Annotated in this window: 23 protein-coding genes; 9 read left to right on the forward strand and 14 right to left on the reverse strand. The window is 38.6% G+C overall.

Annotated features, from left to right (window positions below):
• Positions 1-84: 84 nt before the first annotated feature.
• The 3 genes from BLS35_RS06320 (at position 85) to BLS35_RS06330 (ending at position 3,520) form a co-directional block, all read left to right on the forward strand.
• The gene (locus BLS35_RS06320) at positions 85-1,050 is read left to right on the forward strand and encodes a KpsF/GutQ family sugar-phosphate isomerase (protein ID WP_090778915.1); all 966 of its coding nucleotides are present in this window, start codon (positions 85-87) and stop codon (positions 1,048-1,050) included.
• 15 nt (positions 1,051-1,065) lie between these two features.
• Positions 1,066-2,157, forward strand: coding sequence for a mannose-1-phosphate guanylyltransferase (locus BLS35_RS06325; protein WP_090778917.1), 1,092 nt, complete (start codon positions 1,066-1,068; stop codon positions 2,155-2,157).
• A 91-nt stretch (positions 2,158-2,248) separates the two neighbouring features.
• The gene (locus tag BLS35_RS06330; RefSeq protein WP_090779000.1) at positions 2,249-3,520 is read left to right on the forward strand and encodes an Hsp70 family protein; all 1,272 of its coding nucleotides are present in this window, start codon (positions 2,249-2,251) and stop codon (positions 3,518-3,520) included.
• A gap of 24 nt (positions 3,521-3,544) precedes the next feature.
• Here the strand turns inward: BLS35_RS06330 and rlmB are convergent, their stop codons facing one another.
• The gene (rlmB, locus tag BLS35_RS06335) at positions 3,545-4,309 is read right to left on the reverse strand and encodes a 23S rRNA (guanosine(2251)-2'-O)-methyltransferase RlmB (RefSeq protein WP_090778919.1); all 765 of its coding nucleotides are present in this window, start codon (positions 4,307-4,309) and stop codon (positions 3,545-3,547) included.
• 164 nt (positions 4,310-4,473) lie between these two features.
• Between rlmB and dnaB the strand changes: the two genes are divergently transcribed.
• On the forward strand, positions 4,474-6,045 hold the full coding sequence (dnaB, locus tag BLS35_RS06340; protein ID WP_090778921.1) for a replicative DNA helicase: 1,572 nt from the start codon (positions 4,474-4,476) through the stop codon (positions 6,043-6,045).
• Positions 6,046-6,049: 4 nt separating this feature from the next.
• On the opposite strand, the gene chrA is transcribed toward dnaB, so the two are convergent.
• Both chrA and BLS35_RS06350 read right to left on the reverse strand, forming a co-directional pair.
• Positions 6,050-7,252, reverse strand: coding sequence for a chromate efflux transporter (chrA, locus tag BLS35_RS06345; RefSeq protein ID WP_254778700.1), 1,203 nt, complete (start codon positions 7,250-7,252; stop codon positions 6,050-6,052).
• A 9-nt stretch (positions 7,253-7,261) separates the two neighbouring features.
• Entirely contained in the window at positions 7,262-7,597 is a 336-nt protein-coding gene (locus tag BLS35_RS06350) for a tetratricopeptide repeat protein (protein WP_090778923.1), read from the reverse strand.
• A gap of 90 nt (positions 7,598-7,687) precedes the next feature.
• On the opposite strand from BLS35_RS06350, the gene BLS35_RS06355 reads away from it, so the two are divergent.
• The 4 genes from BLS35_RS06355 to BLS35_RS06370 all read left to right on the forward strand — a co-directional run bounded on the left by BLS35_RS06355 (position 7,688) and on the right by BLS35_RS06370 (position 11,501).
• Positions 7,688-8,425, forward strand: a complete 738-nt coding sequence (locus BLS35_RS06355; RefSeq protein WP_090779004.1) for an electron transfer flavoprotein subunit beta/FixA family protein — start codon at positions 7,688-7,690, stop codon at positions 8,423-8,425.
• A gap of 43 nt (positions 8,426-8,468) precedes the next feature.
• Positions 8,469-9,440, forward strand: coding sequence for an electron transfer flavoprotein subunit alpha/FixB family protein (locus BLS35_RS06360; protein ID WP_090778925.1), 972 nt, complete (start codon positions 8,469-8,471; stop codon positions 9,438-9,440).
• A 71-nt stretch (positions 9,441-9,511) separates the two neighbouring features.
• A complete protein-coding gene (locus BLS35_RS06365) occupies positions 9,512-10,126 on the forward strand; it encodes a bifunctional nuclease family protein (RefSeq protein WP_090778928.1) in 615 nt (204 codons plus the stop codon).
• The gene (locus BLS35_RS06370; protein WP_090778930.1) at positions 10,116-11,501 is read left to right on the forward strand and encodes a nucleoside permease; all 1,386 of its coding nucleotides are present in this window, start codon (positions 10,116-10,118) and stop codon (positions 11,499-11,501) included. The genes BLS35_RS06365 and BLS35_RS06370 overlap by 11 nt, the downstream gene beginning before the upstream one ends.
• 98 nt (positions 11,502-11,599) lie before the next feature.
• Here BLS35_RS06370 and BLS35_RS06375 read toward each other — a convergent pair whose 3' ends face one another.
• The 11 genes from BLS35_RS06375 to kynU all read right to left on the reverse strand — a co-directional run bounded on the left by BLS35_RS06375 (position 11,600) and on the right by kynU (position 22,779).
• On the reverse strand, positions 11,600-12,886 hold the full coding sequence (locus BLS35_RS06375; RefSeq protein WP_090778932.1) for a citrate synthase: 1,287 nt from the start codon (positions 12,884-12,886) through the stop codon (positions 11,600-11,602).
• A gap of 123 nt (positions 12,887-13,009) precedes the next feature.
• Positions 13,010-13,543: a DUF3347 domain-containing protein gene (locus BLS35_RS06380; RefSeq protein WP_090778934.1), complete on the reverse strand. Its 534-nt coding sequence runs from the start codon at positions 13,541-13,543 to the stop codon at positions 13,010-13,012.
• A gap of 96 nt (positions 13,544-13,639) precedes the next feature.
• Positions 13,640-14,149, reverse strand: coding sequence for a hypothetical protein (locus BLS35_RS06385; protein ID WP_090778936.1), 510 nt, complete (start codon positions 14,147-14,149; stop codon positions 13,640-13,642).
• Positions 14,150-14,519: 370 nt separating this feature from the next.
• Positions 14,520-15,455, reverse strand: coding sequence for a tRNA (adenosine(37)-N6)-dimethylallyltransferase MiaA (gene miaA / locus BLS35_RS06390; RefSeq protein WP_090779006.1), 936 nt, complete (start codon positions 15,453-15,455; stop codon positions 14,520-14,522).
• Complete coding sequence (locus tag BLS35_RS06395) at positions 15,448-16,251, reverse strand: hypothetical protein (RefSeq protein ID WP_254778702.1); 804 nt, start codon at positions 16,249-16,251, stop codon at positions 15,448-15,450. The genes miaA and BLS35_RS06395 overlap by 8 nt, the downstream gene beginning before the upstream one ends.
• 2 nt (positions 16,252-16,253) lie before the next feature.
• Complete coding sequence (locus tag BLS35_RS06400; protein ID WP_090778940.1) at positions 16,254-16,631, reverse strand: hypothetical protein; 378 nt, start codon at positions 16,629-16,631, stop codon at positions 16,254-16,256.
• Between the two features lie 61 nt (positions 16,632-16,692).
• Positions 16,693-17,790, reverse strand: coding sequence for an MBL fold metallo-hydrolase (locus tag BLS35_RS06405; RefSeq protein WP_090778942.1), 1,098 nt, complete (start codon positions 17,788-17,790; stop codon positions 16,693-16,695).
• A 25-nt stretch (positions 17,791-17,815) separates the two neighbouring features.
• Positions 17,816-19,681, reverse strand: coding sequence for a DNA topoisomerase 3 (locus tag BLS35_RS06410; RefSeq protein WP_090778943.1), 1,866 nt, complete (start codon positions 19,679-19,681; stop codon positions 17,816-17,818).
• 2 nt (positions 19,682-19,683) lie between these two features.
• Positions 19,684-20,583 carry a histone deacetylase family protein gene (locus BLS35_RS06415; RefSeq protein WP_090778945.1) on the reverse strand — a complete coding sequence of 300 codons (900 nt, stop codon included), beginning with the start codon at positions 20,581-20,583 and terminating at the stop codon, positions 19,684-19,686.
• A 1-nt stretch (position 20,584) separates the two neighbouring features.
• Positions 20,585-21,445: a bestrophin family protein gene (locus BLS35_RS06420; protein ID WP_090778947.1), complete on the reverse strand. Its 861-nt coding sequence runs from the start codon at positions 21,443-21,445 to the stop codon at positions 20,585-20,587.
• 44 nt (positions 21,446-21,489) lie between these two features.
• Entirely contained in the window at positions 21,490-22,779 is a 1,290-nt protein-coding gene (gene kynU, locus BLS35_RS06425; RefSeq protein WP_090778949.1) for a kynureninase, read from the reverse strand.
• Between the two features lie 185 nt (positions 22,780-22,964).
• Here kynU and BLS35_RS06430 point away from each other — a divergent pair.
• Positions 22,965-23,232 (forward strand): transposase (locus BLS35_RS06430; RefSeq protein WP_175459574.1); only part of this gene is annotated, 268 nt, incomplete at its 3' end.

The raw sequence follows: 23,232 nt of genomic DNA on the forward strand, positions 1-23,232 counted from the left end.
GTATAAAATATTCAGTGCTATTTTTACTTCAAAATAACATAATTTTGCACTAATTCAAAGCATCAATATACTAATTAATTCTGTTTGAAAAGTAAAAAATCTATTATCGAGGCTGGGGTCAGCACGTTACAGTTGGAAGCTGAGGCCATTTTAGGCTTAATTAAGAACATAAATGATGATTTTGTTAAGGCAGTTAACCTAATTATCGAAAGCCAGGGCCGTGTAATCGTCACTGGAATTGGCAAAAGCGCCATTATTGCGCAGAAAATCGTTGCAACTTTTAACTCTACGGGCACTCCTGCCATTTTTATGCATGCTGCAGATGCTGTTCATGGCGACCTCGGTATGATCCAAAAAAATGACATTGTGATCTGCATTTCCAAAAGTGGAAATACCCCCGAAATAAAAGTACTGGCACCGTTACTAAAGCAATCAGGTAACATAATGATTGGCATGATTGGCCAACTAAATTCTGAGCTAGCCCGACAGGCTGATCTAGTCTTAAATACTTATGTTGAAAAGGAGGCTTGTCCACATAACCTTGCTCCCACAACCAGCACAACTGCTCAGCTCGCTATGGGTGATGCGCTTGCCATATGCCTGTTACATTCACGGGATTTCAATGAGCAGGATTTTGCCAAATATCACCCTGGTGGTTCACTAGGTAAAAAGCTATATTTAAAGACTGGAGACCTGGCTGTAAAAAATCAGAAGCCATCGATTAACCCTAATGCATCTGTAAAAGATGTCATCATAGAAATTAGTCAAAACCGTTTAGGTGCAGTAGTTGTTGTTGATGCAGATGTTATTTTAGGCATAATTACTGATGGAGACATCAGAAGGATGCTTCAAAACCATTCAGATTTAACCAATATAAAGGCGAGCGACTTAATGAACCCAAATCCCAAAAGAATTGAGAAAGATCAACTAGCGCTTAATGCACTTGAGATTATAAAAGAAAACAATATCACTCAATTATTAGTTACCGATGCTGGAAATTACTTTGGTATCGTACATTTGCACGACCTTCTACAGGAAGGCATAATTTAACACTTTCTAATTAGCATGAATAAAAATAATTACGCATTAATAATGGCTGGTGGAGTTGGCAGCCGTTTTTGGCCAGTAAGCAGGACTGAGTTTCCAAAACAATTCATTGATTTCTTTGGTGTTGGAAAAACATTAATTCAGAGTACCTACGAACGTTTTTTAAAAATATGCCCACCTGAGAATATTTTTGTCGTTACCAACGAAATCTACACGAGTATCGTTAAGGAGCAATTGCCAGATCTAAATGAAAATCAAATCCTGGCAGAGCCGATCATGCGCAATACCGCGCCATGTATCTCTTACGGCTCCATGAAAATTGCCAGCCTTAATCCAGATGCTACGATTGTAGTTGCTCCTTCAGATCATACTATAACCAATCAGGATGCTTTTATAGCAGCAATTGAGCAGTCTTTAAAGGCTGCATCAGAAAATGACTGCCTCATCACATTGGGTATTAAACCGAGCAGACCTGATACAGGGTATGGCTACATTCAGTATGTAGAAAACACCTTAAAAACTGACAACCAAATCCATAAAGTAAAGATATTTACCGAGAAACCGAATATTGACCTGGCGAAATCCTTTATACAAAGTGGTGATTTCTTATGGAATGCTGGAATTTTCATCTGGTCCGCAAAGTCCATAAATAAAGCTTTCTCTAAACACCTTCCCGAAATGCATGAGATATTTTTGCAGGGAAATCCAATGTATAATACCGAAAGTGAAAAAGAGTTTATCAGTGATGCTTATCAGCAATGCACTAATATTTCAATAGACTTTGGAATTATGGAAAAAGCGGATAATGTTTATGTATTGCCTGCTGACTTTGGTTGGTCTGATTTAGGCACCTGGGCATCAATATATGACATTGCAGAGCATGATTATGTAGGAAATGCAGTAATACCAGCAGAACAAGTTATGATGTTCAATTCCTCTAATTGCATGGTCAATGTACCTAAAGATAAACTAGTTATCTTACAGGGACTGCATGACTATATTGTTGTAGAGTCGAATAATACCCTAATGATTTGTCCAAAATCAGAAGAGCAATCCATTAAACAAGTAGTAGCAGATGTAAAAGCTAAATTTGGAACAAAGTTCATCTAGTTTTTCATCATAATTTTATAAACATCCGGATCCGGGCTAAAACCAGATCCGGATGTCTTTTTTTAATACCTTCAAACATTTTGCCTTTACAATGAGTAAGTTTTTATATGGAATTGATTTTGGAACAACCAATTCTGCCCTATCTATCTATAATGAAGAAAAAAAAGAGATTGTAGATACCATTATCGTTCCCTCTATCCTATATTTTCAAAGTGAACAACCTGCCGCCGAAGCTTTAAAATATGTTGTTGGTGAAGAAGCTATCGCCTCCTACCTTAGCGATGGGATGAAAGGCCGCTTCATGAAATCCATCAAACGGATCCTGCCAAGAAGCAGCTTTATCGAAACCCGTATCCACAACAAAAGATTCAACGCATCAGATCTGGTTACACTAATCTTAAAAGAATTAAAAAGCAGAGCTGACCTAATTACAGGCTATGACTGCCGCAAAGCGATTATAGGTCGACCAGTATTCTTTGATGATGAGAACTCATCGAAAGATGCCTTGGCACAAAAAAGACTCAACAAGGCTGCAGAGAATGCAGGCTTCGATGAGGTACGATTTCAATTTGAGCCTATAGGTGCCGCCTTCGCATACGAAAAAACAATCAGCAGGCAAGAGCGAGTATTAGTTGCCGACTTAGGTGGTGGAACAACTGACTTTACCTACCTGGAGTTAGATCCAGCTAAAATTGGCAGTAAAGATCGCAGAAAGGACATCATAGCCACTGGCGGTATATACATCGGTGGAGATAGCTTCGACTCCGCATTTATGTGGGAAAAGGGTACGCCCTATTTTGGCAAAAATACCATGTATGAAGCAGCACCTGGAAAAATGTTAAAAGTACCGGTGTCTCTATTTGCGAATATCTGTTCATGGGAGCAAATGAACTTTTTTAATGGTCAAAAGATAAAAAATGACCTGCAAACTTATTATCATTACGCTAAGCAGGACAAAACCTTTAAAAATCTGATTACGCTTACTGACAATAACCTGGGATATTCAGTATTTCAGTCCATAGAAAAAATCAAGATAGAGTTGTCTAAACAGACTTCATCAACTTTTAAATACTCTAAAATGGAAATTGAGATCGATGAGGAGGTCACTATTGACCAATACGAAACAATTATAGATAAAGACTTGACAAAGATCAGTCGTTATCTGGAAGAGTTTCTCTCGAGCAATCAGATTAAACCAGAAGAGATCAATAGCTTATTCTTAACCGGAGGAACCTCGATGGTTTGCGCAGTTAAAAACTTGTTTGAAGCCAGATTTCCAGCTGTCCCTATCCATACGGGCGACAACTTTATGAGTGTGGCAAAAGGATTAGCTTACAGCGGCTATTTATTTGATGAAGAATAAAAACCTTTACAGGTCATCAGTCAGCTATTGTCGCTGTCTGATGGCCTCATAAAGAATAACTCCTGCTGATACAGATACGTTAAGAGAGCTGATCTCTCCGATCATAGGGATTTTTGCCAGGTGATTAGCCATACGCATGATCTCATTCGAAATCCCTTCATCTTCAGCCCCCATTACAATTGCAGTTGGGGCCGTATAATCCGGCGCATAAATCAAATCGTTTGTCTTTTCTGTACAAGCAACAATCTGTAAACCACAATCCTGTAAATACAAGGCTATTTTATGTAAATTTTGGTGTCTACATACCGGAATACTAAACAAAGCACCAGCAGAAGTCTTAATCGCATCGGCGTTAATTTGTGCTGAATTTTTCGAAGGCACAATAAGCGCATGCACCCCTGCACAAGCAGCTGTCCTGGCAATAGCGCCCATATTCCTCACATCAGTAACCCCATCCAATATCATTACCAAAGGAACTTCACCTTTTTCATAGATCATTGGAATTATATCTTCAATTTTTTGAAAAGTAATAGCAGAAATTACCGCAATTACACCCTGATGATTTTTCTGAGTCATCCGGTTTAACTTTTCAATCGGCACATTATGTACCGGAATGTCAGTGTCTTTTAATAAGGCCTTTAACTCTAAAATTAGCTCACCAGTTAGCCCGCGTTGCATATATATACTTTCTACTTCTTTTCCAGCTTTAATAGCCTCTATTACAGCACGTATACCAAACACGAATTCATTATTCTCTTTAGGTCTTGAAGGTCTTCTGGAATTTTCCATTAAATATTAAATTGAAGCGCAAAAATAGGTATTCTTTTCCACATAGTTTTGTTAGCAAAAATCAAAAATTTATCAAAGCGCTATTGCTAAGGGGATATTCAGGAATGTCGAAATGTGTATAAAGAATTACACAAACGACTTATTTTTTGTATAATTTTGTACCTATGAGTAACGATCACCCATCCCAAGGACAAGATAAGGCAAGCTTTAGTGCACGAAAAAATAGATTGGCTAATACAATCAGCACTGCAGGAAGAATACCTCCTCAGGCTACTGATCTTGAAGAAGCTGTTTTGGGAGCCTTAATGCTTGAAAAAGATGCGCTCTCTACTGTTATTGATATCCTCAAGCCTGAAATGTTTTATCATGAGGCACATAAGAAAATCTTCGAAGCCATTCAAGGACTTTTCCAAAAATCAAAACCAGTTGACATTTTAACAGTTACATCAGAATTACGTACACTGGGCTTATTGGAAATGATTGGTGGGGCCTATTTTATTACCAACCTTACAAATAGGGTTGCCTCCGCAGCCAATATTGAGTATCACGCAAGGATAGTCTCTCAAAAATATATTCAAAGAGAGTTGATTAGAATCTCATCAGAGATCATAACCAATGCATATGAAGATACAACGGATATTTTCGACCTACTAGACCAGGCAGAAAAAGGCCTATTTGATATCGCTCAAAACAACCTGAGAAGAGATACACAAAAGATGGATGAGATTGTAAAACAATCTTTAGCCACACTGGAAGAGCTTCGCGGTAAAAGCGATGGTTTAACAGGTGTACCTTCAGGCTTTACCGACCTGGACCGTATTACAGGTGGATGGCAACCTTCAGATTTGGTAATCATTGCAGCTCGCCCAGCGATGGGTAAAACAGCCTTTGTATTAACCTGCGCCCGAAATGCAGCTGTTCAATTCCACCGTCCGGCAGTAGTATTCTCCCTGGAGATGTCTTCTGTACAGTTGGTAAATCGTTTGATCTCTGGAGAAGCAGAAATTGAACAAGAAAAAATCAGGAAGGGAAACCTTGCTGAATGGGAATGGCAACAATTACACAGTAAAATAGGTGGACTCACAGAAGCTCCACTCCTAATAGATGATACCCCGGCCTTAAATATCTTTGAATTCAGAGCAAAATGCAGAAGGCTAAAAGCACAATATGATATCCAATTGATCATCATCGATTATTTGCAGCTGATGCATGGTAAAGGTGAAGGACAAAGTGGTGGTGGAAACAGGGAGCAGGAAATCGGTAGTATTTCAAGGGCTTTAAAATCTGTAGCAAAGGAACTAAACGTACCGGTTCTAGCACTATCACAGCTAAGTCGTGCCGTGGAGAGTAGACCAGGTGTAAACGGAAAAAGGCCAATGCTATCGGATTTACGTGAATCTGGATCTATTGAGCAGGATGCGGATATGGTGCTCTTCTTGTACAGACCGGAATACTATGGCATCACTGAAGATGAGCAAGGAAGGTCTCAAGCAGGTGTTGGTGAGGTTATTATCGCTAAACACCGTAACGGTGAAACGGGTATCGTACCACTTCGCTTTATTGGTAAATACGTGAAGTTTGCCGATTTGGAAGAAAGCTTTGCTGCTCCAACTTCATTCTCAATGGACAGTCCTAGTGCAGGTATGGCTCCTTCGCAGGATTTTGATAGACCAGCAGGAAACGTAATCATTAAACCTTCGCGCATGGACGACATGCATGACGATGCTCCTTTTTAGTCTCCTATAAAAAGTACCCTAAAAAGATACCAGCAAGCACAATAAAAGGCGGACTTATTTTGGTGTAATTAAGCACCAAAAAAGTAACAACCATTATCCCTATTGCCATTGCATTCAATGCCACAGGCACAAGCAATAGTACAAAGGCTGCAATAATAAATCCAACACTCACCGCATTAATACCTGTTAAAGAGTATTTAATGCGCGTGATTTTCTTCAGATCTTCCCAAAATGGAACGATAAACAAAACAAGAATTAGCCCTGGCAAGTTAATACCCAACACACCTACCAATCCTCCCAAGACCTGACCGGTAATACCAAATCCGAAATTCCTCATACTTAAAGCACCTAGATAACTCGTAAAGGAAAATGTAGGCCCAGGTAAAGCTTGCTGTAAAGCAAATCCAGATAAAAAACCAGAAGCACTTAAATACTGCTTCATTTGCACAAATTCAGTAAACATTAAGGGAACTAACACCTGTCCACCCCCAAAAATCACAATACCATTGCGATAAAAATTCTCAAATAACCTAATCGGTAAACTAAATGGGGAGGTTCTATTGATAATAGCACCCATTAAAGCCAGGAAAAGCAATACTCCAAAAAAGTAAGTCAGTTTCTTCGGATTGATATTAGAGAAAAGCTTCAATCTAATGTTACTCTCTTCAACAGGTGTGCCAATGGCTGAAGAAACCATCCCTCCCATTAATATAGCAAGTGGAAATACATAAGCATTTCTCAAAACCAAGGTTACAATAGCCGCCGAAATGGCTAAAAAAATTGTAAGCTGTGATACCAGAACTCTTTTTGCCAGGTTAAATGCGCCATAAGCTACAATTCCCAAGGCAATAGGCTGTATGTATTCTAAAATTTCAACAAACTTTTCTTTATGATCAAAGCGGGCAAAACTAATCGCAGCAAAAGTCATAATCGCTGCAGATGGGATGATCCAGATCAAAAAAGTAAGAATCGCAAGCCTCAACCCGCCTACCTTATAAGCAACCCCCACAAGTGTCTGCGTAGACGCTGGTCCGGGCAGTACCTGAGCCAAAGCATTTAGTTCGAGTAGCTCCTCTTCAGATACAAAACGAACATTTATCACAAAGTACTTCAATAAAAGGGCTAGATGTGCCTGGGCGCCCCCAAAAGCTGTGAAAGTAAAAAGGAATACATTCCTGAGAAACAACAATTGCCTTTTTTTCCCCACCTGCTTTAATTAATCATCTTCATAATCTAAACCCGCCGCAGAATTGTATGCTCCCTGAAGCTCAGAAAAGGCATGCATATCTCTTTTATTTCTTGCGGCTGTCATACCTTTTTGATAAATGTCCAGCGCCTGTTCTGCCTGTCCTATTTTTTGGTAAAGTTTACCAAGATGATAATAAGTACCCACATAATCCGGGTGGTCTGTAATCAACTTCAAATAATATTCAAGTGCTTTTTCAGTATCATTTGAAGTATTATATTCTGTAGCTAACGCATACAATACGAATGGATCATTAGGATCACTTTGTAAAAACTCCAATAACTTTGCTAATCGGGTACTTTGCATTTTAAATCCCTGCTTTTTTAATTAGATTTGCAAAAAGACAATTTGAAGCCTTACGACTTCATGACCTTTAACAATCAAATATATAAATCTATGAAAATATTAGTTTGTATCAGTAACGTGCCCGACACGACCACAAAAATAACTTTTACTAACGATAATACACAATTCAATACTTCAGGAGTACAGTTTATTGTCAACCCTTATGATGAAATCGCTTTATCAAGAGCAATTGAGCTTTGTGAAGGTGGAAAAGGTACAGTGACTGTAATCAATGTTGGCGAAGTTGCAACAGAACCAACCATCAGAAAAGCACTAGCAATAGGTGCCGATGATGCAGTAAGAATCAATGCAGCACCAAGAGATGCCTATTTCACTGCATATCAGATCGCTGAGTACGCCAAAAGCAATGATTTTGATATGATCCTTTGCGGACGTGAATCAATCGATTACAACGGCTCTCAGGTAGCAGCAATGATTGGTGAATTTTTAGACATTCCTTCAATATCTATCATTAAAAAATTAGATTCTGATGGAAGTACTGCAACTGTTGAGCGTGAAATTGAAGGTGGTAAGGAAATTATCTCTGTAACTGGCAAGTTTATTGCGAGTTGTGCTGAAGGGACAGCTGAACCAAAAATACCTAACATGAGAGGTATCATGTCTGCACGTACCAAACCTTTACAAGTTGTTGAAGCGAAAGAGATCGCACAACTTAGTAAAGTACAACAATTTGAAACCCCGCCCCCACGTGGAGCAGTTAAATTAGTTCCTGCAGAAGATCCTGCTAAATTAATTGACCTGTTGCATCAAGAGGCTAAAGTTATCTAACCATTTCTGTTTCAAATTTTAAAATCATTTAATAAAAGATCTTATGTCAGTTTTAGTATATGTAGAGCAAGTAGATGGTAAATTTAAGAAGTCTGTATTCGAAGCAGTCTCTTACGCTAAAGCCATTGCAGATAAACAAAGCACCAATTTAACCGCCATTTCCATTGGCAATGTTGGTGAAAATGAACTTAAAGAATTAGGTAAATACGGGGCTTCTAGAGTTTTAAATGTATCCAATGATCAATTAAAAAACTTTGTAAACCAGGCTTATGCTTCAGTAATTGCAGAAGCGGCAAAAAAAGAAAATGCAGATGTAATCGTATTATCTAATTCCTTCTCAGGAAAAGGTTTAGCACCACGTATTGCAGTAAAGCTTGAAGCAGGTCTAGTGGATGGTGCTGTAGAATTACCACAACTAGATGGTGGAAAATTCCAGGTTAAAAAAACAGCTTTCTCAGGAAAAGCCTTTGCCATCACAGAATTAACTTCAGCCATTAAAGTAATCGCGCTTAACCCTAATGCTTTTGGCACTAAAGAAAATGCCACAGATGCTGCTATTGAAGCTTTCAGTCCAGAAGTAAAATCAACTGACCTTGCAGCTATCGTAAAAGAAGTAATTAGAGCGACCAATAAAATATCCCTACCTGATGCAGAATTAGTTGTATCAGCAGGAAGAGGCTTAAAAGGCCCTGAAAACTGGGGAATGATAGAAGAACTAGCTTCCTTATTAGGTGCTGCAACAGCTTGCTCTAAACCAGTATCAGACGCTGATTGGAGACCACATGAAGAACACGTTGGACAAACCGGCATTGCCATCAGTCCGAATTTGTATATTGCAATAGGTATTTCGGGAGCAATCCAGCATTTGGCTGGCGTTAGTTCGTCAAAAGTAATTGTAGTTATCAATAAAGATCCAGAGGCGCCTTTCTTTAAAGTGGCTGATTATGGAATCGTTGGTGATGCATTCGAAGTGGTACCAAAATTAATAGAAGCATTAAAAGCACATAAAGGGTAATATTTTGTCATCCGAAGCTTGTCGAACTATCCCTTGATATTTCGACAAGCTCCACATGACATCGATATAAAATGAAAAAAGTAAAACTAGACATCGTTGGTTTATCTTATAGCCAAACCCAGTCAGGAGCCTACGCCCTTGTACTCGGAGAAGTAAATGGCCGAAGACGCCTGCCAATTATAATTGGTGCGTTCGAAGCACAGGCTATCGCCATAGAAATAGAAAAGATGACCCCGAGCAGGCCCTTAACCCACGATCTGTTTAAAACCTTCGCTCAAATCTACAACATCGAAATCCAGGAGATTTTAATCTATAATTTAGTCGAAGGTGTCTTTTATGCCAAACTGATCTGTACAGATGGCAAAACCATCCACGAAATTGATGCTCGTACCTCTGATGCCATTGCATTGGCCGTTCGTTTCAATGCAGAAATTTATACCTACGAATTTATTCTTTCATCTGCAGGTATAGTTATAGAAGGAAACGACTTTCTTTTCCTTGAAAATATTGATAGTCTATCCAAAGAACAAGGAACAGAAGATATTTCATCCATTCCATCATCAAGTTACAAGTCATTGAGCTTAGAGGAGCTAAATCAAAAACTTCAGGAAGCAATAGCCGAAGAAGCCTATGAAAAAGCAGCCCGCATTCGAGATGAAATAAATAAGAGAAATAATGAACGTTAAGTCTCGCTTAACCTTAATGAGTTTTTTGCAATTCTTCGTTTGGGGAGCATGGCTCATCACCATCGCAAATTATTGGTTTGGTACAAAACAATGGGATGGTACACAATTCGGTGCTATATTCGCAACAATGGGATTTGCTTCCCTCGTCATGCCAACGCTTACAGGCATCATTGCAGACAAATGGGTAAATGCTGAAGTACTTTATGGCATTCTTCATATCTTATATGCTGGAGTGCTGTTTTATATACCCCAGGTCAATAGTCCAAACACCTTTTTCTGGGTAATGCTATTAGCGATGTGCTTCTACATGCCGACCATTTCATTGAGTAATTCTATTTCATATACCACCTTAAAGTCCGGGGCATTTGATGTAATCAAAGATTTCCCTCCTATAAGAGTATGGGGTACAATAGGCTTTATTGTAGCGATGTGGACAACCAACCTAACAGGAAATAAGGCTACAGCTTATCAATTTTATATTGCCGGACTTGCAGCACTTGGATTGGGGGTCTATGCATTCACATTACCAAAATGCCGTCCACAAAACTTAATAGATGAGAAGAAGTCCTTTGCACAAACTTTAGGTCTGGGCGCCTTCAAACTATTTGCTAACTATAAAATGGCGCTATTCTTCGTCTTTTCGATGTTTTTAGGTGGTGCACTTCAGCTAACAAATGCATATGGTGATGTATTTCTTGATGAATTCAAATTGTTTCCTTCTTACGCAGATTCATTTGTAATCAAGTATTCAACCATCATCATGTCCATTTCTCAGGTATCTGAGACCTTATTTATTTTAGCAATTCCTTTCTTTCTGAAGCGTTTTGGCATTAAAAAAGTGATTGTGATTGCCATGTTAGCATGGGTACTTCGTTTTGGCTTCTTTGCCTTTGGCGACCCTGCCGGACATTTATGGATGATTATCCTTTCTTGCGTTGTTTATGGAATGGCGTTCGACTTCTTTAATATCTCCGGTTCTTTATTTGTTGAAACCTCTACTACCCCAAAGACCCGTTCATCGGCACAGGGGATGTTTATGATGATGACAAATGGATTTGGTGCTGTATTTGGTAGCCTTGTATCTGGCTGGATGATTGACAAGTATTTCACTAAGCATTATACCAACATCCAATCTTTAGCTACTGTTGTAAATTCAGATCCTCAAAACGAACACTTACTTACATTTCTAAAAAATAAAGGTATTAGTGTATTGGCTAACGGTGATTTAAGCCGAGCCTTAGATGTAAAAAACTGGCACCATATCTGGCTTTCCTTTACCATATATGCATTAGTTATTACCATTGCATTTGCTATTATGTTTAAACACAAGCATAGTCTTGCAGAAGAAAAAGCTATCGAGGAAATCGTACACTAGAAAATTTCATCATTACTCAATCTAGTATAAGAATTGATAAAACTAAAAAACCCCGTTCAGCATAACTGAACGGGGTTTTTTCTATAATTAAGATAAGCTTATCTGTCTTTTATCGGTACAAATTTTCTATCGGTATGACCTACATAAATTTGACGTGGACGACCAATTGGTTCTTTGTTTTCGTGCATTTCTTTCCATTGTGCAATCCATCCTGGTAAACGGCCTAAAGCAAACAATACAGTAAACATATCAGTTGGGAAACCTAATGCTCTGTAAATGATTCCTGAGTAAAAATCTACGTTTGGATAAAGTTTACGTTGAACAAAATACGGATCATTCAATGCAGCTTCTTCAAGTTTCTTAGCAATTTCTAAAACCGGATCATTAATTCCCAATTTCTCTAAGATATCATCACAAGCTTTTTTAATGATCTTAGCTCTTGGATCAAAGTTTTTGTAAACCCTGTGACCAAAGCCCATCATACGGAAAGGATCGTTTTTATCTTTGGCTTTATTGATCCATTTTTCAGTGTCACCACCGTCCTCTTTAATCAATTCAAGCATTTCGATTACAGCCTGGTTTGCACCACCATGCAACGGACCCCACAAGGCATCAATACCGGCAGATACAGAAGCATATAAATTACAATCTGAAGAACCAACCATTCTTACTGTAGAAGCAGAACAGTTCTGTTCGTGATCAGCATGCAGGATCAACAAAGTATTCATCGCACTAACAACTACCGGATCAATTTCAATTTCTTCGGTACGTTGACCAAAGATCATGTTCAGGAAGTTACTTACGTAATCGAATTTATTTTTAGGGTAAATAAGTGGATGGCCTAAAGATTTTTTATAAATGAAAGAAACGATAGTTGGGAACTTCGCCAATAATTTGATCATCGTCAGATCCATTGTTTCTGAAGATGAATTTGCATTCAGTGACTCCGGATAGAATGTCGACAATGAACAAACCAATGAAGACAACTGAGCCATTGGATGTGATTTTGACGGGTAACCATCCAAAAACTTTTTCATATCCTCATGGATCAGCGTATGCCTGCTAATCTGAGACTGAAAATTTGTCAATTGATCGTTAGTAGGTAAATCTCCATATATCAATAAGTAAGCTACTTCCAGGAATGTAGATTTTTCTGCCAGTTCTTCAATTGGATAGCCACGATATTTTAAAATACCTAGTTCACCATCTAAAAAAGTTATTGCACTCTTCGTCGAGCCCGTATTCTTGTATCCAAAGTCTAAAGTGATATGACCTGTTAAATCTCTAAGTTTAGAAATATCAATAGCCTTCTCCCCTTCGGTACCTGTAATAACGGGGAATTCGTACACTTTTCCATCAATCTTAATTTCTGCAATATCTGACATATATATTCTTAAATTTATAAAAACAAACTTAACTAATCCATTCCGATTAGCTTTTAGCTTACTATAACAAAGCTGTTAAATTATTATTAAATGTGGGTCAAAACCAAGTAAGAATCTTAAAAATTACTTAGCTGCTTTGATTTCTTCCAAAACTCGACCACACTCCATCATTTCATCCCCATAATATGGGTTTTGTATTTTCTTCTCTGAAGAAAGCCAGTCGCCCCCATCACCATTATTGGCCATAGGACAGTGCTGGACAAAAATAGCACCTTTAACTACATCCGCATGCTTAAACAATGCAATTACATCACTACTTAATGAAGTAAATTCTTTACGCTGCGTTTGGATATCTTTTGCTGTTGCAATCTTATCAGCGATTAACGAAGTACTTTCACAACCTTTGTAATTAGCAAGGCCTGTCTTAAGTATTGCCGCTGCTTTTTGCGCATCTTCAAATTTTGTACTCACCAGTGCATCCTTTAAAGAGATATAACCATTATATATGGCCTGAACTTTATTGTCTTTTAATTCCACGTCTGCTATGCCTGTCTCGACGACTTTTGACGTGGTGTCTGAATTCCCTGCTACTTTTTGATCTGTATTTGTGCAAGAAACTATCCCTGTGATCAGCACTACTGCCAGATATTTTCTCATGTTTCGTTTTTTTGGTTAAAATAGCATTTTAATTTTAAATAAATAAAAAAGCTCCTGAAAAAATCAGGAGCTTTTAACAATTTACTATAAAATTACTTATAATTTAAATCCATAAGCAATACGTAGTGCAACCTGACCCAAAGACGCGCCTTTAAATTCGGCACCTTCATAACGTAAACCTAAGTCTAATCCGTTGTCGAATCCATAACCAATTCCCGGAGCCCACAAAAAGGCTGTACCAGATCCCGACTCCGTACCGAAGCCTGCCCCAAGCTCTCCAGAAAAATAGGCGCTCTCCGCGAAGAAAACTTTAGCACCCGCTTTAACAGGGACCATTCCAAAACTACCGCCTCCGTAACTGTCTTTTAATGAAAAATTTGTATAACCTGCGGATAACATTCCAGAAATATTTGAACTGAAATCTTTTTGCAAACGTAAATCACCACCTATTGCAAGACTATATCCTTTTGATGTCGGCACACCAACATTAAGCCCCACACCTAAGCGCGTTGCTTTAGAATCACCCGATTGGGCATTTACATTAGTCGTGAAAAACAAAGCTACAACAGCTGCTGCTGAAGCTAAAAATCTAGTAGTTCTATTCATTTTATTGTTTCCTTATTATTTAATTAATACTACAGGTTAATCCTGTTTCATTTACAATCTCTCAAATGGCATGCCATGTATGTTAAGATTATATCTAAAATAAAAAAGCCCTTGATTTCCAAGGGCTTTTAAACTAATAAATTAAATTATAGATTACAATTTGTAAGCTATAAGCTAAACGTAAAGCAAATTGAGCGTTTTGTGGTCTGTAAGTAGATGAAGATAATTTTTAACATTCTTTGATTCCAAATGCAGCACCAGCTTCAGTTGATAAATATAAACCATTAAAAAAAACATGCCATTATTAGAATGGTGCTTTTGTAACTCATATCCTTGAGGCTATTAAATAAAATAACTTTTATCTTAATAATTAATCATTGCGATTGAAATGCTTTTCATACAATGACAAAGAATGAGCACTAAGCTCAGCTGTATTATCCGAATCTATCCAGTTTATTTCCACTCCATCCTTTTCCATTTTCCTGAAAAAAGTCATTTGTCGTTTTGCAAACTGACATATTGCGATACCGAGTCTTTGTTTCAATACACCATAGTCAATCTCACCGGACAGATAAGAAACAACAAACTTATATTCAAGACCATAGAAAATCAATTTCTCCTTAGAAACCCCATTCGCGATCAATTGCTCCACCTCTTCTATTAAGCCTTGCTTAAGCCTTAAATCCAATCTATTCAGAATCCTTTCTCTGCGTAAATTGACATCAGAAGCTAAGCCAATAACGCAAGGATCAAAAACAGGCCTTTCTATTTTTTCGAGTTTATTTTCTGTTAAATAAGAAGAAACTTCAATTGCTCTAATTAATCTCTTTCTGGAAGACAAATCAGCATGGGCAGTAAATTCATGAGAATATCCTGACAATATATCCCGCAGCTCCACGATATCAAGTCCTTCTACACTTACTCTTAACGTAGCATTTTGTGGAATTGCCGTGTACTCATGATTTTGTAAAATGCTATGAATATACATCCCAGTGCCACCACATAATACTGGAATTACATTTTTATCAGTGATTATTTTAAAAGCATCATAAAAATCCTCCTTAAACTCATTTACATTATAACTCTCACCTGCTCTTTTAATATCGATTAAATGGTAAGGGATTTTTCTACCATTAGTAACATACTCATCAAGGTCTTTCCCTGTTCCAATATCCATCCCCTCAAAAACCTGTCTGCTATCCGCGCTAATAATTTCTCCGTTCAAAGCGCTTGATAAATTGACAGCCAGCTTAGTCTTTCCAGACGCAGTTGGCCCCAGTATAACCAGAAGCGGCTTTTTATCCATTGTCATCATTCAAGTATAATATATATTTAAGGTTCCCGGTATTAAAGATAGGTAGGTATTCATTTAAAACCTCTTGTGCAGTAGATGGCAATCGATGAGGAAAGCATCTTTGAAGGTCAGTTTTATGCAGCCATATTTGTGCTGGTGGGATTACATCAACCAATTTAAAACCCGATAACTCATAGGCATTACCGAGCGACCAGTCACGATCAGCATAACTCATTACATCATTTGGACCGATCATTTTAATAAAATGCTTCAATAGCTTTGTAAATCCTCCGGTAACCGTATACCCTATTAAGGTTGCAAAGCGAATCAACTCTACAGATTTATAATCAGGAGCAATCCTTTTCATCGGCCTGATATTACTAAAACAAGCAACAGCTACGATTTGCCCATCGATCTGTAAAGCAAATTTATACTTGGCTCTTGCAGAACCTTGAATATGATTGCTATTCAAAAAATCATCTGCCTCCTTTTGGTTGATGGTTATAATTTTGCCCTTACGTGCGTGCAATCGCTGATTTAAACCGAGAACAGACAGCACTCTACCTAATACCTGTTCCTGCTTGGTTAACCAAACATCTTCCCATAATTGCAATAAAGTTATGTTTTTAAGCTGATAGCTAGATTGTAGCTCAATCAATTCTTCCGGACTATAATCGTTGTCAAGGGCTATTAAGTGAAGGACGACCTTATCATGACACCGCAGCAGATCATATTTTTCATGTTCAACAGGCAATACGCTAATACCAATATCCTGGAGCGCAGTTAACACAGCATTCTTCCAACCCAAACTTATACCCAACCCTTTTCCTTATATAATCTATATCCTTCTGCCAATGCGTCTTCAATATGAGCCAAAAGCGATTCATCCAATTTTTTGATATGAAAACATGATTTACCTTTTAATAACTTCAAAAGGGCAGGATCAAAAACATTTTTCATCTCAGGTTCTGCATATACCGGCATATAATAAAATCCAACATAATCTTTGCGTATCGTAACGGCAGCAAAATACATCTCATTTCTCTTTTTGCCAAAAGCAACCACCTCCATATCGCTCCACAAATCATAGTTAGTCTCGCTATTGATCCTATTATTAAAGCCTAAAGTAGCATAGGGTTGCAATACTGCCCTGATAGTCTGAAATATTTCTATAAAATCTGTTTTCATAACTCTAAGATCAATCTACTAAAACAACACCTTGAAAGCCATATTGTTTAACCCTCAGTCCCTATTTATCAGACCACCATTCTTTTGAAGGGTAATTCTCCTCTAAAATAACAGGTTCTCCCAACAAAGGCGTGGTAATTTTTAAGTTTTTTGATTTAGCCTTATTCACTGCCCTTATAATTGGTTCATTCCAGGCGTGCATAGCCAGCGTAAATTTACCCCAATGCACAGGGAGCAATACTTTTGCATTTAAATCCTGAGCCGCCTGTACAGTCTGCTCTGGGAACATATGAATCAATGGCCAGTAAGCATTATACTGTCCACATTCCAATATAGCCATATCAAAAGGCCCATGTTCTTCCCCAGTCCGCTTAAAATGTGCATCGTAGCCTGAATCGCCACCTAAATACAGCTTATGCTTTGCACCTTGTAATATAAATGCCGACCATAAAGTTTGATTTCTCTTAAATAGCCTTCCGGTAAAATGACGAGCTGGTGCAGCGGTAAATTTTAAGCCATTAGTGATGGATTCTTCGCCCCAGGCCAGTTCCACTATTTTATCAACAGGTATCCCCCAATGTTCCAGATGCGTGCCTGCTCCTAACGAAGTAATAAAAACCTGGGTCTTATCTTTCAATTTTAAAACACTTTGATAATCCAGATGATCATAATGATCATGGGTAATCAAAACGATGTCCAAAGCAGGAAAATCCTCAACCTTAATAAAGTTTGTCCCTTCGTAATTTTTTGAACCAATAAATGATATCGGTGAAGTACGCTCGCTGAAAACCGGATCCACCAAAATTTTAACCCCATCGATCTGCAAATAATACGAAGAATGGCCAAACCAAATTAACTTGGTTGCGGTAGTTTCCGAAAAATCTGGTGTAACATGAGGAAGTTCATGCTTAGGTGTACGCTCTTCATTTCCTTTTACCATCGCAACAATCATATCCCAATAACTTACACTATCAGGTTTCATTGGGGTGGGCGATAAATTTTCTAAGGTCCCATCTGCTTTAAAATTAGCCAGTTTTTTCAACCGTTCCAAACGAGCTCCCCCTGGAGTTTTACCAAAGACAGGTAAGTTTAACACCCATACGATAATTATAGCCAGAACTATTATAACAACAAAAATGGAATACATAAACTTCTTCATTTATACAACACTGCAAAAATTCAAATTAATCAACCTTCGTTGGCTCTTGTGGTGCCGGTGCAGGTGCCAGCTTCGCTGCCAATGTATTTCCGGCAAGCAAAAGCTCGTTGGTAATGGTCGTCGTATAATCTGCGATTTCCGCTTTAAAATCGACCACAGAAGCACCTGTACGAATTTCTTCCAAACGCTTTTCCCATTGCCCAGTCAATTCTGCCTGTGCAATTTTCTGATCTTTCACCACATCATATACCGCCAATCCTTTCGCTGTAGGCACCAGGTTACGCTTTTCCCTCGAAATATATTCCCGGTTAATTAATGTCTCTATGATTGAAGCCCTCGTGGCAGGTGTACCCAAACCACTATCCTTCATCGCATACCTCAACTCTTCATCCTCAATATCCTTACCCGAAGTCTCCAGCGCCTTTAACAACGAAGCTTCGTTGTACATGGCCTTCGGCTTAGTTTGCTTTTCTAACAAAGCCTTATTGGTAATCGGCAATTCCTCGCCTTTTTTTACCTTAGGTAAAGCAGGGTTATCCTCATCCTTTTTCTCATCATCCGTCTCATTGAAAACCGAACGCCATCCCGCAGAGCGAATTACAGTACCATTTGCCACAAACAAAGAGCCGGATTCGACAGATATTTTGGTAATTTCTTTCACGCATTCCTGATGAAAAGCCTCAAGCATCCGTCCAACTACCATATCATAAACCGCTTGCTTATCACCACTTAATTGATATGGCGACTCACCAGTAGGCAAAATAGCATGGTGATCCGTTACCTTCTTAGCATTTACGCTTCGTTTATTTAATGGAATAGTCAACAAAAACTCAGCTTGCTTACCAAAGTCCTTATGTACTTTTACCTTATCAATCAAACTGGGAACACCAGCAAATACATCATCACCAATATACCTACTACCCGTACGTGGATAAGTAACCAGCTTGCTTTCATACAAGCCCTGTAACAAATTCAACGTCTGATCAGCCGTAAACCCCTTACGCTTATTCGCTTCCTGCTGTAGACTACTTAAATCATGCAACAGTGGAGGTGGTTCTTTTCTAGGTTTAGCTTCAACACTTAAAATCTTACCGCCATTACTAAAACCTGATGCAACATCTTCGATTTTAGCAAGTAGCGCTTCTGCATCCTCCTTTTTGTCGAAATTATTTACAGACATAGCTCTAAACAGCTGTCCGTCTTTATCCAATTGTATAGCCAGCTGATAATACAACTGTGGCACGAAGTTTTTAATTTCCAGATAGCGCGAGCAAATCATGGCTAACGTTGGTGTTTGCACCCTTCCTAGCGATAAAACAGATCTGTTTCCTGCCGATATACTCAATGCCTGTGTAGCGTTCATGCCCACCAGCCAATCCGACTCCGAACGGCAATGGGCTGAGTTAAACAAAGTATCGTAATCAGTACCCGGTTTTAAGTTTCTAAAACCCTCTTTAATAGCCTCATCAGTTTGCGAAGAAATCCACAGTCTCCGAAAAGGCTTTTTACATTTCAAAAAATAATAGATATAACGGAAAATCAGTTCACCTTCCCGCCCGGCATCCGTCGCAACTATAATCTCTTCAGCTTCATCAAATAACTTTTTAATGATATCAAGTTGTTTTCGTACACCAGGATCTTCGACCATACCATCCTTAGTTTTGATTTTCCGGATGGCAAGTTTAAATTTCTTTGGCAACATCGGTAAATGCTGTCTTCGCCAGCCAATAAAGCCGTAATCCTGAGGAGGTGCCAATTGCAGTAAATGCCCAAATGCCCAGGTAAAAGAATAACCTTTTCCCTCTATATATCCATCCTTTTTAGTTGTAGCACCGAAAACCTTAGCCAATTCACGTCCCACCGAAGGTTTCTCTGCAATAACAATCTTCATAATTATTCAAAAATATCTAAACCAATCTTAAATGTATTACAATGCGCATCAACAATATCTTTTATGTTTGGTGAATACCCACCGCCCATACTTACCTGAACAGGTAGTTGATTGTCTTTACAAAATTGCAATACCATCCTATCTCTTTCTTTACAGCCCGCCTTAGTCAAAGCCAGTTTCCCCAGCTTATCACTTTCCAATACATCAACACCCGATAGATAGAATACAAAATCAGGGTTATGCGCCAAAAGCATTGGAAGTGCTTTACTTAATTTTTCTAAAAATTCCTGATCGCTGATACCATCTTCCAAAGCAATATCCAGGTTAGAAACTTCCTTTCTAAATGGAAAGTTCTTGTCCCCATGCATTGAAAACGTAAATACCCTATCTTCATTACTAAAGATCTCAGCAGTTCCATTACCTTGATGAACATCTAAATCTATAATTAAAATACGACTAGCCAGACCATTATTTAACAAATAATTAGCAGCAATAGCCTGATCATTTAACAAACAAAATCCTTCTCCCCAATTACTTCCTGCATGATGCGTACCACCAGCTACATTAAATGCGATACCATGCTGCTGTGCATACAAAGCTCCATCAATCGTCCCTTGAGCAATCCTAACCTCTCGTTCAACCAGTTGGCTACTTAAAGGGAAGCCTATTCTTCTTTGCTCCTTCGCCGGTAGCGTCAAATCCTTTAACTGATTCCAGTATTCCTTTTGGTGCGATAGCAAGACCACATCCTCTTCTAAAGGCTCAGGTGCAAACAGATTACTTGCGGTAATGACGCCCTCATGTAATAACTGCTCAGGAATCAGCTCATATTTAACCATTGGAAAACGATGTCCTTCAGGCAAAGGATGCGCATACAAGGGATGCCATGCGATCTTAACCATCTTATCTTAAGATCTCCCCAACATGCTTTTCTATATTGTTGCAAATCTCGTTAACTGGCAAGTCATTAGCATCTTCTCCAAAAGGATTCTCTATCTCTTCAGCAATCAACTCCAAACTGGCTAGCACATACAATATGAAAGGAACAATAGGAACTACAAAGTATCCCAAACTAAACACCCATCCAAAAGGTAAAGTAATCACATAAATAAAGATGAATTTCTTTATAAAAGCACTATAAGAATACGGAATAGGCGTATTTTTAATACGCTCGCAGCCTCCACATAAATCCGTAAACTGCTGAACATCTGCATTCAATATAATGAGTTGTTCGTTAGTAATCTCACCATTAGCTTGTAATTCAAAAATTCTGGACGATATACTTGAGGCTACCTGATTGGGAATGTGCTTACCGCCATCTACTTCAATCAAAAGGCTATTCTTACCAAAATACTGTTTCTCTCTTAAATGCTCCTGCAATGCAAACGCATACTTAGGGATAGCATAATCAAAAAACTCTATGTGGTTTTGACTTAATTTTAATGATTTTATTTTAATCGCAAAATTACGGCTCACGTTCGTTAATCCACCTAAAAGTCTGCGACCTTCCCACCATCTATCATAGGATGTATTGGTCCTAAATACCAATAACATAGAGATCACAAAACCCAGCAGGTTATGCATCATCCCAATATTTTTAACATAAATCGTCTCCGCCAATTTTAAGTAGTTTAGCTCCAAAAAAGCGATAACACCAGAAAACACAGCTACACTAAGCATCAACGGCCACAAAGTACGGATCGTATCCGCCTTATGTACATGAAATATAAAAGTTATCCAATCCTTTGGATTATAATTTATCATATTATTTTGCCTTTTCTAATGCTAAAATACGCATTAGGCTTTAACTATTTAAGGAGCTTTTTGCTAATATCCAGCAACAAAGTTCCCGTTGTAAAAACATCTTCGTAAGAGTTGTACAAAGGAACTGGACTTAACCTGATCACATTAGGCTCCCGCCAATCGCCAAGTACATTATTAGCAACTAACTGTTCAAAAACCTCTTTTCCCTTTTGCTTTGCAATGATCGAGACCTGTGCTCCGCGATCTGCTTGACTTAGCGGAGTAATGATCTTATACTGCTCCTCTCCCAACGCTTTATTTACCTCATTTATAATGATAAACAAATAGCTAGTTAAAGTTTTACTCTTATTTCTTAATGGAGTGATAAACCCTGCTTTTTTAAAACTTTGAAGAGAAGCATAGTACAACGCCATTGGCATAACCTGCGTACAACTTACCTGCCAACCATCAGCACCAACTTCCGGTACAAAGCCCTTTTCCATTTTAAAACGCTGCTGTTCCTGATAACCCCACCATCCCGCAAAACGGTTCAACGTAGGATCAGAGAAATGCTTTTCATGCACAAAGATGCCACTTATACCACCCGGACCAGAATTCTGATATTTATACGAACACCAACACGCGAAATCAATATCCCAATCATGCAATTGTAAAGGGACATTTCCAGCCGCATGCGCCAAATCAAAACCAACAACTGCCCCCGCAGCATGTCCCGCTTTCGTTATGGCCTCCATATCGAACCATTGTCCGGTAAAGTAGTTTACTCCTCCAAACAACACCAATGCAATTTCATCACCGTTTTCAGCAATTGCAGCCGTAATATCTTCTGTCCGTAAGGTATACTCACCTTCCTTAGGAGCCACCTCAATAATTGCGGTAGCAGGATCATAGCCATGAAAGCGAACTTGACTTTCTATAGCATACTGATCTGAAGGAAAAGCTCCAGCCTCCATAATGATCTTAAAACGACCTGCAGTCGGCTTGTAAAAGCTAACCATCAACAAATGAAGATTTACCGTCAGTGTATTCATCGGACAAACCTCAGCCGGATTTGCACCAACGATGGGCGCCATCATTTTTTTGAGTTCTTTATGATAAAACATCCAAGGTGTCTCCCCTTCAAACCAACCTTCTACAGCATAATTCTGCCAATTGTTTAACTGTTCATCTAAAACCTGACGTGCAGCTTTAGGTTGAAGTCCTAAAGAATTACCACATAGATAAATAAACGGCTTTCCATTTTGTTGGGGAAACAAAAAATCTTGTCTTAAATCGCGAAGTGGATCAGCCTGATCCAGCGCCTGAGCGAATGCTAAATTGTTTTCAAAATTCATTTGTTTCAAATATCCGTAAAAAACAGGGATAAATAAATCAGCTCAATCATTTTGTTATCCACACTTTTCTCCTTACTCCTTTTATAAATTCCCTTTAACCACAGCAGCACCTAATAAAAAAAGAAGCTGTCTCAAAAGTGAGGCAGCTTCTTTTTTTTGATGTGAAATTTTTGTAATTTAAAGTCATGTCAGGAAAAGTAGTTTTTAAGCCCTATGATCCGGATCAGGCGACATTTTTACCTTATAGCCTGGAAGAGTTAGTGCCTTTAGGCCATCCGGTTCGGATCGTTAAACAGGTTGTCGATCAGGTAGATGTTAAACCGATCAACCGTAAATATAAAGGAGGCGGAGCCTCCAGCTTCCATCCCCGTTTGATGTTGAAACTGTTGGTCTATGGTTACCTGAGTAATACGTATTCCTCCCGTAAGCTGGAAGAGCAGGCTCAGCAAAACA

The organism is Pedobacter sp. ok626 (assembly GCF_900100435.1).
Lineage (GTDB): Bacteria > Bacteroidota > Bacteroidia > Sphingobacteriales > Sphingobacteriaceae > Pedobacter.

Excerpts from the sequence above, each read along its gene's own strand:
- BLS35_RS06365 (WP_090778928.1), top strand. The coding sequence starts at position 9,512 with ATGAAAAAAGTAAAACTAGACATCGTTGGTTTATCTTATAGCCAAACC.
- BLS35_RS06370 (WP_090778930.1), top strand. The coding sequence starts at position 10,116 with ATGAACGTTAAGTCTCGCTTAACCTTAATGAGTTTTTTGCAATTCTTC.
- BLS35_RS06375 (WP_090778932.1), bottom strand. The coding sequence starts at position 12,886 with ATGTCAGATATTGCAGAAATTAAGATTGATGGAAAAGTGTACGAATTC.
- dnaB (WP_090778921.1), top strand. The coding sequence starts at position 4,474 with ATGAGTAACGATCACCCATCCCAAGGACAAGATAAGGCAAGCTTTAGT.
- rlmB (WP_090778919.1), bottom strand. The coding sequence starts at position 4,309 with ATGGAAAATTCCAGAAGACCTTCAAGACCTAAAGAGAATAATGAATTC.
- BLS35_RS06410 (WP_090778943.1), bottom strand. The coding sequence starts at position 19,681 with ATGAAGATTGTTATTGCAGAGAAACCTTCGGTGGGACGTGAATTGGCT.
- miaA (WP_090779006.1), bottom strand. The coding sequence starts at position 15,455 with ATGGATAAAAAGCCGCTTCTGGTTATACTGGGGCCAACTGCGTCTGGA.
- BLS35_RS06360 (WP_090778925.1), top strand. The coding sequence starts at position 8,469 with ATGTCAGTTTTAGTATATGTAGAGCAAGTAGATGGTAAATTTAAGAAG.
- BLS35_RS06415 (WP_090778945.1), bottom strand. The coding sequence starts at position 20,583 with ATGGTTAAGATCGCATGGCATCCCTTGTATGCGCATCCTTTGCCTGAA.
- BLS35_RS06400 (WP_090778940.1), bottom strand. The coding sequence starts at position 16,631 with ATGAAAACAGATTTTATAGAAATATTTCAGACTATCAGGGCAGTATTG.
- BLS35_RS06405 (WP_090778942.1), bottom strand. The coding sequence starts at position 17,790 with ATGAAGAAGTTTATGTATTCCATTTTTGTTGTTATAATAGTTCTGGCT.
- BLS35_RS06380 (WP_090778934.1), bottom strand. The coding sequence starts at position 13,543 with ATGAGAAAATATCTGGCAGTAGTGCTGATCACAGGGATAGTTTCTTGC.
- BLS35_RS06330 (WP_090779000.1), top strand. The coding sequence starts at position 2,249 with ATGAGTAAGTTTTTATATGGAATTGATTTTGGAACAACCAATTCTGCC.
- BLS35_RS06420 (WP_090778947.1), bottom strand. The coding sequence starts at position 21,445 with ATGATAAATTATAATCCAAAGGATTGGATAACTTTTATATTTCATGTA.
- BLS35_RS06385 (WP_090778936.1), bottom strand. The coding sequence starts at position 14,149 with ATGAATAGAACTACTAGATTTTTAGCTTCAGCAGCAGCTGTTGTAGCT.
- BLS35_RS06355 (WP_090779004.1), top strand. The coding sequence starts at position 7,688 with ATGAAAATATTAGTTTGTATCAGTAACGTGCCCGACACGACCACAAAA.
- kynU (WP_090778949.1), bottom strand. The coding sequence starts at position 22,779 with ATGAATTTTGAAAACAATTTAGCATTCGCTCAGGCGCTGGATCAGGCT.
- BLS35_RS06325 (WP_090778917.1), top strand. The coding sequence starts at position 1,066 with ATGAATAAAAATAATTACGCATTAATAATGGCTGGTGGAGTTGGCAGC.
- BLS35_RS06350 (WP_090778923.1), bottom strand. The coding sequence starts at position 7,597 with ATGCAAAGTACCCGATTAGCAAAGTTATTGGAGTTTTTACAAAGTGAT.